The sequence below is a fragment of the Pseudomonas sp. GW822-FHT03F08 genome, assembly GCF_058801265.1.
This window is the reverse complement of sequence record NZ_JBXANC010000013.1, coordinates 14,485-29,391: the sequence shown is the minus strand read 5'-3', so window position 1 is coordinate 29,391 and position 14,907 is coordinate 14,485. Positions and strand designations below refer to the sequence as shown.

At 57.4% G+C, this 14,907-nt stretch carries 7 protein-coding genes; 6 read left to right on the top strand and 1 reads right to left on the bottom strand.

Going from position 1 to position 14,907, the window contains the following annotated elements; translation table 11 throughout:
- The first annotated feature begins 31 nt into the window (after positions 1 to 31).
- The 6 genes from AC1RME_RS26685 to AC1RME_RS26660 all read left to right on the top strand — a co-directional run bounded on the left by AC1RME_RS26685 (position 32) and on the right by AC1RME_RS26660 (position 12,413).
- A complete protein-coding gene (locus AC1RME_RS26685) occupies positions 32 to 619 on the top strand; it encodes a UPF0149 family protein (protein ID WP_096822240.1) in 588 nt (195 codons plus the stop codon).
- Between the two features lie 10 nt (positions 620 to 629).
- On the top strand, positions 630 to 1,025 hold the full coding sequence (locus AC1RME_RS26680) for a YbaN family protein (protein ID WP_085710384.1): 396 nt from the start codon (positions 630 to 632) through the stop codon (positions 1,023 to 1,025).
- Between the two features lie 118 nt (positions 1,026 to 1,143).
- Positions 1,144 to 5,160, top strand: coding sequence for an RCC1 domain-containing protein (locus AC1RME_RS26675; protein WP_493091978.1), 4,017 nt, complete (start codon positions 1,144 to 1,146; stop codon positions 5,158 to 5,160).
- 70 nt (positions 5,161 to 5,230) lie between these two features.
- Positions 5,231 to 6,139, top strand: coding sequence for an immunoglobulin-like domain-containing protein (locus AC1RME_RS26670; protein WP_096822243.1), 909 nt, complete (start codon positions 5,231 to 5,233; stop codon positions 6,137 to 6,139).
- Between the two features lie 32 nt (positions 6,140 to 6,171).
- Positions 6,172 to 7,773, top strand: a complete 1,602-nt coding sequence (locus AC1RME_RS26665) for a hypothetical protein (RefSeq protein ID WP_096822244.1) — start codon at positions 6,172 to 6,174, stop codon at positions 7,771 to 7,773.
- Between the two features lie 125 nt (positions 7,774 to 7,898).
- A complete protein-coding gene (locus AC1RME_RS26660; RefSeq protein ID WP_255261962.1) occupies positions 7,899 to 12,413 on the top strand; it encodes an immunoglobulin-like domain-containing protein in 4,515 nt (1,504 codons plus the stop codon).
- 69 nt (positions 12,414 to 12,482) lie between these two features.
- Here AC1RME_RS26660 and AC1RME_RS26655 read toward each other — a convergent pair whose 3' ends face one another.
- Positions 12,483 to 14,717 carry an autotransporter outer membrane beta-barrel domain-containing protein gene (locus tag AC1RME_RS26655; protein ID WP_255261963.1) on the bottom strand — a complete coding sequence of 745 codons (2,235 nt, stop codon included), beginning with the start codon at positions 14,715 to 14,717 and terminating at the stop codon, positions 12,483 to 12,485.
- Positions 14,718 to 14,907 lie beyond the last annotated feature (190 nt).

Here is a 14,907-nt window from a genome sequence, read left to right as displayed (position 1 = left end):
GCATTGTTTATTCCCCCAAGGTAGCCCTTTAATGTCCTTCGCCGAGCAACTAACCCGCCTGCAAGTCTTCCTCGACGCCGACGAGCTGCATGAAGAGGCGCTGGACTACGTGGCCGCTCACGGTTACCTGACCGCGCTGTCGATCTGCGCCGACGAGGTGCCGGACCGTGAGTGGATCGACGCCCTGTTCGCCGAAGAGCCGCATTACAGCAGCGAAGCCCAGCGTGAAGAGATCGAAGCCACGCTGATCGGCCTCAAGGCCCACATCGCCCGCCAATTGGCCTCCGATGAAGAATTCGAGCTGCCGTGCGAACTGGACCTGGGCGACGAGCCGGACGATTCCGAACTGCGCGGCTGGTGCATCGGTTTCATGGAAGGCGTGTTCCTGCGCGAAGCGGCCTGGTTCGAAACCGCCGAAGAAGAAGTCAGCGAAATGTTGCTGCCGATCATGGTCGGTTCGGGCCTGTTCGACGAACAGCCAGAGTTCGAAGACATCGCCAGGGACGCCAACCTGATGGACGACATGATCGTGCAGATCCCGGAAGCCCTGACCGCGCTGTACCTGCTGTGCCAGGCACCCGACGAAAAACCGGCGATCCTCAAGCCACGTCACCACTAAGATCCGGCCTATGGACAACCCCATAGGCAACCGCCCCCTGATGTTGCGCTACATCCTGCTGGCCATCGGCTGGCTCAGCGTGGCATTGGGGGTGATCGGGATATTCCTGCCTGTTCTCCCCACTACCCCTTTCCTCCTGCTGGCGGCCGCCTGCTTCGCCCGCAGCTCTCCGCGCTTCTATCAATGGCTGGTCGAGCATCCCCGGCTCGGGCCATGGATCCGCGATTACCTCGATGGCAACGGCATACCGCTCAAGGGCAAGGTCTACGCGATCGGGCTGATGTGGGCGAGCATTCTGTTCTCGTGCTACCTGGTGCCGCTGCCGTGGGCGCGGGGGTTCATGCTGACCAGTGCCGTGTTGGTGACGGTCTACATTCTGCGACAGAAAACCCTGCACAAACGCTGAGCGCTCAGCAACCGCTGGTCGTAAAACCCTGCTCACCTGTCAGATCTGACAGTAGCCAGGCGATCGCTTTCATTCGTTAAATCACTCCGTCGCCCATCCCTCGACAGGAGTGTCTGCCATGTTGAAAAAACCTGCGAAAAGAATTCCCGCTTTGGCACTTGTCGAGCTGGAAATTCCCGACAAACAACCAGAACAATTGCCATCCGGTGAGTGGGGGATCAATTGGGCTGCAGCGATGGGGGTACATCCAGAGAGAGGTCTGCAAACTTACATTTACCCCTGGACCCAGATGGGTAAAGGTGACAAAGCCGAACTGCTGATGGATGGCAATGTTGTTGATCAGATCAACATCAACGAAGACGCCGAGGTGGGGCAACGAGTAACACTGTTCGTGGCCTCCCGGCACGCCCAGACCGGCTCGCATACCCTGTCCTACCGCATCACCCGGCTCAATCAAGCGCCGGAAACGCAGACACCGGCGACCAAGATATACATAAAAATCGAGATTCCGGGAGGACAAGATACGCTGCCGGGACCCGGACACTCCGAACTGTTCATGTATATCGATCCGGAAATCGTCAACGGCATCGTGGACAAGGACATAGCAGATGAGGGTGTGTTGATTGTCATCCGCCCCGCGTCCGGCACCGGCCTGCCTTACCCCAATGCCGCAGAAGAGGACGTGAACATCGCGAGCTGGGGTGGTGTATTCGTGCAGTCTCCACCTCTGACTGCCGAACAAATCAATGACCCAGACAACAACCCGATCGAAATCCTGATAGACAAAAGTGTCATCGAAGAGGCCGGCGACACCGACGATTCCGGTCTCGCTGTAACGTTCAGGCCACGCGACAAGGTATTCAATTACGCAGAAGACTGGTGCAAGGAAACCCGGATCAGAGTCTCAGTGGGCATAAATCTTCTGCTCGCCCCTATTGTCGAACGGGCCCTCAACAATATTCTTGATCTTGAGAAGCTGGGTGATGACGACGTCATCGCTCAAGTGGTAGCCAGAAGTCCAGATTTCAAGCATGACGACAAAATCGAACTGAAGATGCGCGGCACCACAGTAGATGGCGATCTGTTCGAAGCCGTTGCTCCCTTGGTGACCATTGACAACTTGCCACACACCTACGAGTTGATAATCAAGAACTCGGATGCGCGAAAGCTGGCAAAAACCCAAGCCACTTTCTCTTACCACCTGAAACGCGATGGCAGCTCCGACCCTCTGCGATCCAAAGGCCAGTTCGTGCAGATTGTGGGCGAAGCCGATCAACTGGCTGCTCCGATTCTCGACGATGCACAAAACGGTGCGATTCCCGAGGACCTCCCGAGTACCACTTTGCGAATCCCGCACAATCCGGTCATTGAAGTCGATATGGCAATCGAAGTCAGATGGTTCGGTACGCGACCCGATGGCAGTACCTATGATCCCGACTTCGAAGATGAGTGGCATTTCCCGGACCAGTCAGAGGTGGACAACCCAGACGGTTTTGTCATCCCCATCGACGGCAAACACATTCACACCCTCAAAGGCGGAAAAGTCGTCGCGTCCTACACACTGCTGATGGACAAGGACGGTGAAATCATCAAGCGCCTTTCCCGGTCTGCTGCCCCAGTCAATGTCGGCGAACCGCAGTTTGAACTGGTCAAGCCCATCGTTCTGGGAGAGCAGAGTGGCGAACTGGAACCCGGCGACCTGCCCGCAGGCGCCAGTAGACTGACTGCGCCAAGACCCACCGGTACGCCAAGCAAGTCTGGCGACATCGTAACCTATACGTGGGATGGCGAGCTCACAGGCAAGAAGGAAGACTTCGTCACGCTAAACGCCCTCACGGCCAACAAGGATGTGCCCTTCACACTGAATACCGCATTCGTAGCGACAGACATTGAACCCAACCGCGGAAAAAAAATAACTGCCACTTACCGGATCTGGCGCAAGGAAACCGATACCACCAGCTATTCCAATCCGCTGACCTTTGTCGTCGGCAAGGCAGAGCAACCACTGCTCGATCCAGCGGAAGTGGTGCAAGCCCCCGATGGAATCCTGGACCCCGCCAACGCCCCGAACGGCGCTACCGTCAGAATTGCCGCCAATCGGCCAGAAAACGCCGGCGATCATTTTTTTATGACGTGGGCCACGACGGACAACGTGACAGTGCACAGGGACGACAAACCCGTCACCACAAACAACAAGGGCAAACCCGTCGAGTTCACGGTTGAGCGATCCATCGTGCTCGCCTGCCTGAACAAAGATGTGGTGATCAGTTATGACGTGGAACTGTTCGAGGGTGGTGACCGAGTCCCCGGTGAGGATTATCCGCTGAGAGTCGAGGCGACGGAGTTCAATCTGCCAGACGCCACGTTCAAGGAGGCAACCGGCCCTCAAAAAGATCAGTTGAACCCTGACGATGTTTATCCAGACGGCGCAACGGTGGTGATACCGGCAACCGCCCTTCTGAAGGAGAAAGACAAAATCACGGTAGAGGTAGAGGGTCAAACCACGACCACCTATCCACATACGGTGACGTCCGGACAAGCCGACAAAGAGCTGGCCGTGATCAAGGTGCCGCATAGCGTGATCAACGCCAACGACGGCAGAAGCATCGTCTTGAGTTACAAAATCGAACGCGAGGCCGGTGGAACCGATGGGCCTTCCGGTCCGTCGGTGTACGACGTGCGCAAGGTAATCGGCAGCGGCAAGTTGCGGGTCATGGGAGCCCGCTACAACAAGGGAATTTATCGGGAGAGCAGTTCCAGCTGGCTCATTTCCGCCTTCAATGCACAGACCCTGCAACGCGTGCAGGCCGAGTGGAAATACGCTGACGACAGCACCTGGACAAAAGCGGAGACCTGGGTTGATACCCATCCGTATGCCCCCTTGCAAGTTCGCACCAGCGACGATCAGGTCACCCTGAACAGAGTGAATATATTTGGCACCGGTGGCCCGGGCACTCCCGCCAATGACGGGGCATTCGTGGCGCTGCGGGACAAGAACAATCTGGCAGCCTGGGGTAACCCGTTGAATGGCCAGAAAATCCCGCCAACCTTTCAGACGTTCACCGACATTGCCAAGGCTGCTTGTTCCGGCAGTTCTTATGCGGTGATTCGTACCAACAACTTCACTGTCGCCTGGCCCGGGTCTGCAGGTCAGGGTGGAGAAATGGGCTCGGTGGTTCCTACGGACTTCAAAGTGCTCGCGGGCAACAGCGTTGCAATTGCGGGCATCAAAACCAATGGAACAGTCCATGCGTGGGGCAATGCTACCAACGGCGGTACGCCCTCTGCCGAGATTCTGGCCTTGAGAGACGCAGTCGAACTGACCCCGGCCGGAAATGCCTTTGCCGTCCTCAGGGCAACCGGTCAGGTGATGGCGTGGGGAGGTGGAGCGGGGTTTGGCGGCGTTGTTCCTGCAGAGATTGCCAGCCTCACCGATATCAAACACGTTATCGGCAACGGCTTCTCTTTCACTGCGCTTCGGGAAAACGGCAGTGTGGTCGCCTGGGGGGATGCCGCGAAAGGCGGCACCGTATCCGACGATGTCGCCGGCCTGACCAACATCAAGACACTGGCCTGCGCAAATGCCCAAGCCTTTGTCGTCATGCTCACAAGCGGACAAATCGCGGGCTGGGGGCCAGTAACGTATGGCGGGACAATACCTGCGGAAATCCGCTCCCTGACGGATATCGACTCGGTAGTCTCCAGTTCGAATGCGTTTGCAGCGCTTCGACACAGCGGTCACGTCGTCGGATGGCCCGCCGCCAATTCGGGTGGCCTGATACCTGACGCGATCGCCGGCAGAGACGATCTTGTTCAACTGGCCGCCACCGCCGGAGCGTTCGCCGCAGTGTGCAGAGATGGAACCGTGGTGGCCTGGGGAGACCCATTGCTCGGCGGAGATACCACGCCCGTCGCCGCCAAACTGGTCAACGTCACCGCGATCTACGCCAACCGTCATGCCTTTACCGCACTCACTTCCGACGGCGAAGTCGTGACCTGGGGCAATTCTCTCGCCGGCGGCGACAGCAGTGCCGCTCAAGACCGGCTCAAAGGCCAGGTGTCGTACTACGCCAATGCGGTCACCCGCGGTCTGGCGCTCAAGGCCAGTCGTTTGGCCAGGCTCAATACCCCCTGACATCCTCGACGATGCCTTGCTGTGCGGCGCTCACCCGAGCGCCGCCAATCTGATTTGAAGAGAGGGTGACATGAGCCAGACCCACAACAATCTGCGAGCGCCAAATGTAGACGAAGCGCCCAACGGCATTCTGGATCCGCAGACACTGCCACCCGGTGGGGCGACCGTCAGAATAAAGCCCTGGACGCCCATGACGTTCCGCGATCACGTTTACTTGTTCGTCGGCGACACCTACACCGATGATCTGCCGATCAGCGCCGGCGCAGTCGACAAGGATGTCGTGTTCAAAGTTGAAGCCCGGGAATTTGCTGCCAACGAAAATGACATCGTACCGATTCGCTACGAAGTGCAGCTCTATCAGAGCACTCGTGAACCATCGGACACTCTGGATCTGAAATTGCCGACGGATTTCGACGCCGACGCCACACTGGATCTGAGCACTGAAAACTACGTCGTCTCCGTCGACAAGCCACCGCTTGCCCCTCCCCCGGCGGCGCGCATGACCCGTGAAGCCACTTGGGGCCAGGCTCCCTACACCTGGGACAGCACCGATCCGCTGATTGCCAGTGCCGATGCACAATCGGGCGAGATCACCGCCCTGCGCAACGGCGCCTGCAGGATCCGCGCGACCGACAGCCAGAGCCAGAGCCGAGAGTACCCACTCACCGTCAAGGGTATTCAGGAGGTGCACTTCCTCAGTGCCGGCGCGGATTGGCAGGGCATGACCAGAATTTGTACTGCTGCAAAACTGCAACCGATCACCCTCGCCCAGACGAAACGGCTATGGACGCTTTATTTTCCCGACAGCGGCCCCGTCGCGGACTTCCTCGAGTGGCTGAACTACCCGGTATGGACCGCCGACGTCCTGGGTGCCGACACCGCCTGGACATACGACCTCAACGGCTCTTCGGTCAATGACAACGCCACCAGCCAGGACGTCGCCTCGTTCTGGCAAGTTTTGGGTGTCTCCCAGGCTTGAGCGGCTGCGACCAAAGACTTGTGGAGATCGCCATGCAAATCTCGTTGCGAATCAGATGTCTGTTGCTCGCATTGGCGCTGTTCGGCAGTGTCAGCCAGGCCGCAACAGGCCCGGAAACCGCTCACCTGCTCAACCAGCGCTACCAGAACACCCTCAGCCAATGTCCGGGCGACAACCCGGCGTATTTTTGCAGCGGTGTATTGCTGCTTGGGAGCACAGGAACAGCAGAGTTCTGGAAACACAGTGCGCCCGCCATACAACTCGGCGCACAGGGCTTGAACTATCTGCGTGCCGATCTCGGCACCCGCACGCTGGTGCACGCATACGGCGCAGTGTTCAGTGATCGGTTCACCGCGATCGGTCTGGGCAAATCGCTGGATGCCCTGTGCGCCTATCCGTTCGAATTTCCGATACCCGCCACCAGACCGGAAATGGGCTGCGGCTGGACCGCCGCCGCCGAGCAACGAGCACAGGACATCAGCTCTTGCACGGCGCTTGGCGTGACTGACGCACAAGGCTGGCTCGCACACTTCGCACAGCAAGGCAATCAGACCGTCGCGCAATGCTCACTCAGCAGCGAAAACCCCGCACAGTTCAAGGCCAGCCTGATCGCGCACCAAGGGCTCGACGCCACGTGGTCTGCACGACCGATGCAGGTGCAAATCCGCAACTGGGATGAACAGACACCGGCGAAGATGCCGCTGCAAGCGCTGTTTTATGACGTGACGCAGGCAGGTTCACTGCTCGGGGCACAGAAAGATCAGCGTGATTATTTCAGGACTACGGGGGATTGGCTGCCGATCCTGCGCATGGATTTGAGCCAGCCGGCAGGTGGGGTGTTCGGTTTCAAACTGCAGGATCAGTTGTACATCGGCTACCAGGTCGCCGCGAATTTGAATGCCCGCTACGCCAATACGACCATGACGTGTCCTGATAATGAACCCGCCTACAAGTGCAGCGGAGTCCTGTTACGCACGACCAGTGCAACGCCCGAATACCATGCGTGGAATTCCAGCCCTGGGTCGGTAGAGCGCAACGGGGTTTCTTTTTCCTATTTGCGAGCCGACATTTACCTTCCCATTCTGGCCTGGTCAAAGCCGCAGGGTCTGATCCTTAAAGAGCTGTCTGCACCTGCGGCTTATCCTCTGACACTGCGCTGCGCATGGCCATTTGACGGTGCTACGTATTATCGAAGCGATAGTTGCAATGAAAACTCGCAAGCCCCCGCGACAAGTCGTCCATGCGACGAGCAAGGCATTACCACGGTTGAAGCCTACCTCACTCACTTCAACGCACTGGCCAATCGCTACGCCGGATGCAGCCTCAAAGGCGAGCAAGCGCCTTTCGCCGTAAGCATCCAGGTTCGCGCATTGTTTTCGGCGCAGGATCAACGGGTACATAACGAATCCATCATCGCGGACTGGCCGCAGAACATTCCTGAAAAAATTCCGCTCCAGGCGTTTTTCTACACCGGCGCTGCGGGTAAGCCGAGCGCCCGGTACTTTCAGAAGGATTACTTCGAGCAAACCGCAGGTTTCCTGCCAGTGGTGCAATTGACCTTCAACGCTACCGATAACGCCTACACGTTCGAATTCGATCCGCAAGACCAGCTTGTTGGCGGTGAAACACCGTGAGCCTGGACCGTTCGTCGCAAACCAGCCTGCACCTGTCAGATCTGACAGTACCCCTTCCTCCTTCCCCTCAGGTTCAATAAAAAACCGTCCGCGATCCCGTTGCGTGCTCGTTCAGGAGTTTCGTCATGCTCACCCACAATCCGCTTCTGTTTCCCGATCTCGACCAGCCCGTCACCCTGGCGCTTCGACCCATGCAGATCAGCGGCGCAGTCACGCCAGTCGAGGATGCCGATGGCGGGATCAATATTGCAGTGGTCGAGGAAAGCGCCAGCGGGGTGCTTTGCGTAATTGTGGCGTACCTCGACATGCTGGAGGGTGATAAAAATGTCGTTTACTGGGATGACGTTCCGGTGTTCACCCGAATGGTTGAACCGGGAGAGAAAGACAAACATCTGTTCTTTTACTTGCCCAAGGCGCTGTTCACTCCTGGTCTGCATGAATGCTTTTATGAATTGACCCGGTTCGGCGAAACCGCGCCGGACGATCCCTCTGTGGTGTCGCTGTTTTTCGTCAAACTCACCAGCCCCGGTGGCCGAGACAGGGAACCCCATCTACCCGACGGGCACTCCGAACTGCACATTGCGCAACTGCCGCAGGAAATCATCGATCAGGGAGTGATCGACGCGGCGTGGGCAAAAAAAGGGGTTCCCCTGACGGTTCGTGCCTATCCGGAAATCAGGGTGCGAGACACGATTCTGATGCGCTGGGGCAGCCATACCCTCGCGCCGCACCTCGTCACACAACCGCAGGCGGAAGGCAGGGACCCCATCGTGATCGTCGCCAGACAGGAAGACATTCTGGCCGGTGGCGACAGCGCGGCACTGGAAATCAAGTACGACCCTCACGATGAAGTATGGAACTGGTCTTCCCGGCACTCCAAACGCACACGAATCGCCGTCGACGCCGGCGCCTGGCGTCTGGCTGCCCCGATTATCAAGGAATCGGTCAATGGGATCATCACGATCATCGACTTGAACCAGCGGGACGTCACGGTCCAGGTTCATATCCAGGGCTCGGATTTCGCGCTGAACGACTCAGTAAAAATGACCTGGATCGGCACCCCTTTCACTGGCAAGCCGTTGATTCACACGGAAACCAAACCGGTGGCGAACATCCCGAGTGTCATGGAATTCAAGGTGGCGTACGCGCAAGTCCGCGCCATCGCCATGGGCCGGGCCGATGCCTCGTACGTGCTGACGAAAGCAGACGGAAGTCCGCCGCTATCCTCCAAACGTGAGTTCGCCGACGTGGTGGGTGACGTTTCGATGCCGGACGCACCGACGATTGTCGAGTTGCTGGGCGACATACTCGAGTCGGACAGGCCCTATGCCACGGTACTGATCAATTACCTGACCATCGCCAATGGCGATCTGGTCGCCGGTCACTGGATAGGTGAAAAGTCCAACGGTCAGACCTATGTCCATGAGTTCACTCATACCGTCAGTGACAGTGAGGCAAAAGAAGGCTTTTTCACTGCTTACGTCGACAAAGAGCACATCAGCGTACTCGACAAGGGCAAACTCGATCTTTGGTACTCCGTGTCCAATGACAAGCCGGAGCTCTACGGCGTCAGTGATTCAGAGCATCTGTTGGTCAAGGTGCAAGCCGTCACCGCGACACTGCCCAGGCCCGAGGTGGAGGAAGCCGACAAAAACCCCGATGTGCTCGACCCTTCCAAAGTCTTCGATGTCGTCCACATATTCATCGAAAATCCGCCGACGCAAACACACGACATCGTGACCTGGTACTGGCAAGCGACCCATCCGTTCGGCAGCATCAGCGACTGGGTGCCCATCACTTCGCTGAGCGCCGGGAAACCGCTGCGTTTTCGAGTGCCCGAAGAGTACGTCACGCGCAATATCGGGCAGTACGTCAAGGTGCGATATGTGCTGCGGCGCCCCTCCACTCAGCGCTACGAATATTCCGCAACGCTCAATCTGTTAATTGGTGAATTGGTTGGCGAACTGCTCCCGCCCAAAGTGATTCAGGCCCCTGATGACATTTTGAACCCCAAAGACGGCCTCAACGGCGTCGACGTACGCGTCAGTTACGAAAACATGAAACCCGTTCTGGATAACATCAACCTCAGCTGGATCGGCACACAGGGTGCTGGCACCTCGACTGATCTTGAATTACCGGGGGATGCCAGTGGAACCGTCACTTTTCATATAGATGGCTCGGTTATCGGCGCCAACATCGACCGACGAGTGAGCGTCGGTTATGGCGTGACACGCTATGGCTTCACCACTCCCTCCGAGTCACTGGACTTGTATGTTTCCAACTTCGAGGATCCTGAAAACGACTGGCCCCGTCCGCAAGTACCTTTGGCAAACAGCGATGTTCTTGATCTGATGACGTTCAGCGGTGATGCGAGCGCTCTCGTAGTGAAATGGCCGTTCATTGCACTCAAGCAATGCCTCTGGCTAAGGCTGGAAGGCAAGACAGCAACGGGCAGCGACTACATCATCCGGATGCTCGATGGCGTGGAAATCACCTCCGCGCAATTCGGCAGCGGGTTGAATGAAGTGCTGCTCCGAAGCGAGTTGATGAAACTGGGACATTCCACACAGGCAACAGTGGTTTGCAAGGTCGCCTTTGACGGCAGTACGAAGGAGGACGATGCCATTGACTTCCCAGCGCTACAGTTGACGGTCAGAACCCGATACGACTGGGTGACGCCTGTCATCACCGGTGTGACAGATGCCCGCGGCGATGTCCCCGAAGGCGAAAAGACCCGTTACAAGGAAGTCACCGTCAAAGGCACTGCAACTCGCGGTGAAACGGTTGAACTTTTTGATGCAGTTTCGACATCCCTGGGCACCGCGCCCGTGGATGCAAAAGGCGAATGGACCCGCATCATCAGCGGCTTGACCGAGAAAACCTACAGCATTACTGCAAAGGCGTTGTACGACGCTGATCCGGTGACCAGCAATCCCAGAACCTTCGAGGTCAAGTTCGCTGAAACCCCGGAGATCAATACAGTTACCGACTCCAGAGGTCCGGTCACACCTGGTTCCATTACCTACGACAACAGTGTCGTGATCGAAGGCAGCGCTACACCCAACGAGCGGATTCAGCTTCAAGAAAGCACCACGCCGATCATCGACCTCCCCGTCGACGCAAACGGAATCTGGCGTCATACGCTTTCCGGATTGACGGTAAAAAGTTACGTACTCAATGCCAAGGCGCTGTATGACATTCAGCCACCACTGAGCCCAGCCTATCGTTTCCGCGTCGAGCGAGCCGTCACACCGACCATTTCTCGTGTGGTCGATGCCAAAGGCGACGTCGAGCCGGGCGGGACGACCTACTACAAGAACGTCACCCTGCAAGGCAAAGCCAGTCCCGATGAAGAGATCACACTGATCGACGGGGTCAGCCCAATCGATACCGTGAGCGTGAAATCCGATGGTGAATGGGATTACATCTACAGCAACCTGTCGCTGAAAACCTACAACCTGACGGCCAAAGCCGAATACGGCAGCGAGCCTGTATCGGCTCCGCCGAGAGTGTTCACGGTTGCCGCCTTCATTTCCCCGACCATCACTTCGGTGACTGACAGCAGAGGGCCGGTCAATCCCGGCGGAACCACCTATGACTCAACGGTTTCCCTGCTGGGACAGGCGACGCCCAAAGAACAGATCCAGGTTTACAACAAAGGCACGCCTATCGGCGCGCCTGTCACTGTCGGTGCCAATCGGCAGTGGCGCTCAACTGCTACAGGGCTGGGAGTGACGTCACACAGCCTATCCGCAAAGGCGCTCTACCCCGTTGATCCGGTAGAAAGTCAGCCGTTCAACTTCAATGTTGCCGCCCACACCCCGGTGACAATCACGTCTGTGCACGATGGCATCAGTGAGCTGCAGAATGGTGCGGAAACCAAAAGCACCTCCGTCACACTGCGAGGTAATGTCACCCCCGACCACGAGGTACAAATCTACGACAACAACACGCCCAAACACACGGTGCGTGCCATCGGCAATATCTGGAACACAACACTGGGCGTCGGGCTGGGCGGTCACTCAATCACGGCGAAGGCCGTGAGTACCGGACAGTCCACGGGGGCGCGCACGTTCAGGGTCATATCGCCGATTCCGCCACTGAATTTCAATACCAGCCCAGTCACTTTGAGCGGCAAGATCTACCTGATTCCCGGCAACCCGCAGATCCTTCCTGCTTTCGGCCCAGGAACCTACGTTCAGCATCAAGCATCTGGCGGCCAACCCGGTTATAGGTATTCATCCAGTAACGCTGCGGTGGCTCATGTTGATGGAAACGGTCTGGTAACCGTAAGGGGAAGAGGTACAGCAAGCATTACAGCCACGGATGCTGCCAACCAGTCAAAGAGCTATACCGTAAACGTGACAGGCGTCATCCATTGCATAGGGCTCGGACAGGGTAACTGGACAACCATGAGAAACAATGCTGCCAACAACGGCGCCCGATTACCCTCCCTGGGCGAACTCAGGGAGATCCATAACCTTTATGGAAGCCGTTGGCCCATGGGGAATTATTATTACTGGTCAACAGACCTGGCGGCCTCGTTTCCCATAACCCGTTATTACATGAAAAACCTCGTCACCGGAACGGAAGCTCACGTTCAACATTACGGTAACGCAAACGGGGTGGGCATAAGATAAAACGGCTGCAATTGTAGAACGAAAAAAGCGCCTCATTGTTCATGAGGCGCTTTTAAAAGACTCAGCGACTTACCAGTTATACCGCACCCCCACATTCCCCCCCCAAGGCTGCTCGATATGCTCGCCATTGGCGTAATCCAGATCGACATGCACTTGCCATTTGTCTGACAGTGCCACCGCTACACCCGTGCCGAACTCCGCCCGTGAACCCGACAGGTCGTTGTTGAACACGTTGTTGTTGACCTTCACTTTGTTGTTTTTGGCAAACTCGTGAGCTATCGCCGCACGTACATAAGGTTGCGCAACAGCACCGTTGCCAATGTCGAAGTTGCGGCCGGCCGTGGCGCCTGCCTTGCCCAGGAATGAGCGGGTGCGATCGCCATCGGCCTCCATGTCGTTGTCAAGGCTGAAGCGTTTGCCCTGGATCTGCGCTGCCGACAACTGAACGAACGGCTCAATGAAGTAATCGTTGCTCAACTTGATATGACGACCGCCTTCCACCGATGCGCTGACACCCCAGTTATCGTAATCGCCCTTGGCACGTGTGCCGTCGCTCAAACCGACCTTGGCCTCGTTGCGGAAACGGTTGAATTTCAACACACCGTCAACGTAGTAACCGGTGTCGCGGTCCATCCACGTCACGTAGGGCCCGAAGTAGTAACTCTTGACCGTACCCGACGTCCCTTGCTCGACATTCAGATCGGACTCGCTGAAACCACCCGTCACACCCAGCAGCACATTGCTGTCACCCAACCGGGCATCGGCACCGAGGGAAAGCCCCTGCTGATTTTGCTTGTACGCCACACCGGAACCTTGGGCCACGTTGTACTGATTGCCATAGGTGCGAATCCAGGCACCCGACTGGCCACCGTTGAACCGCAACTCGCCCATGCGGCTGCGCAATGAGCTGGCTTCGCCGTACAACAGGGTAATCGGAGAGTTGAACAAGGCCAGTACCGTACTGGCGCCGGGACTGATCACCTGGGTGGTCGGATCGAGGAACCATTCAGTGCCGCCCGTTCCACTTTGTCGCTGGGCCAGGTCATAGGACCAGGTACCGAGATCCACTCGCCCGCCCTTCAGTGCAAAGTGCGCATCGCCCGCGGCCGTGTGCACCAGGGTCAGTTGCTGCGGATTCAGCGCATCAAGGCCGGACGCCGCCACCAGCAAGCCGAACTGCCCGGTCGCCACACCGGTAACGTTTAGGAAGTCATGCTGCCCCGTGGCGAAGTTGCCCTTCATGGCAAAAGTACTGGAACCATCCGGCGAGCCAGCGAGCGTACCGACATTCAACTGATAGAAGGTATTCGGCACATCCTGCGCACCAAAGCGAACCGTCCCACCATTCATGGCGAGCGTTCCTGCGGTGTCGTTGCCCGTCAGGGTCCAGATCGAACCACTGTTGACGGTCACGCCGTTGACCTTGTCGAGACGGCCGGTGAATTGCGAACTGTTCTGCAGGGAGACGTTGGCGGTCGAACCGTTTTCGACCAGCACATCGCCGGTCATGCGGCCTTGATCGAAGGTCAGGTTGCCGGTGCTGTTGCCGGCGATGTTGATGTTGCCCTGCAACTCGCTGTTGCCGACGGTCAGGTCGGCGGTGGAGGCGCCCTGGACGTCGAGCAGATTGTTGTTCCCGGCAAGCAGCCGGGCGCCGTTCGACAGGTTGATGGTGGCATTGGTCCCGCGATCAACCAGAACCGCAGAACCGTTGACGCCTTGAACAGTGGCGTTATCCAGCGAGAGCGTACGAGCGCCGACATTGGCCGTATCGTTGACCATGCGCACGCCTGTGGTCTGTCCGGTGATCTGTGTCTCGGCGGAGGCATTCACCTGCCCTCCCAGAATGTTCACGCCGATGCCGCTGGTACCCGCGCCAGTCACTTGCGTATTGACCAACGACAAAGTGCTCAACCCGGTGACCTGTGCGCCAAAGACGTCACCGCGAATTTGACTGTTGGAAACATCCACAGTGGAGCCGCCAGCGGCAATCGAAGAACGGTTGACGGCCAGACCGATGTCATCGCTGGTCACAGTGGCCTGGTTGATGGTGCCGCGGCTGCTGGTGACCAGAATGCCTTCGACGCCGGGATTGCTGACGACCGTAGCGCCATTGATGGTCAGCGTCGATCCGGATTGGATGGTAATTGACTGGGTGGTGGCATCATTGACATTCAACACTGCGTTGTTACGCACCAGATAATCGATCGGCGTTGTCGTCGAATCGATATTCAGCGTCGTGTTATCGACAATGGTGGCTGCCAGTATGCCGCCGCTGGAAATGGAAATGGCTGGCATGACCATCAGAATACTCAACGCGTCTTTTACAGAAAGACGTTCAAGCCGCCCGCCAAATATTCTCATGACTTACCCACCTCTGATATACCGGTGCAAAAGTGCGAAATGCATTTGCGTGAAAAAATAGAGCGCGGAAGCTAATCGGATTCCTCACAAAAAAATGTAGGACAAGTCCGATAAACAAGGAAGAAAAATC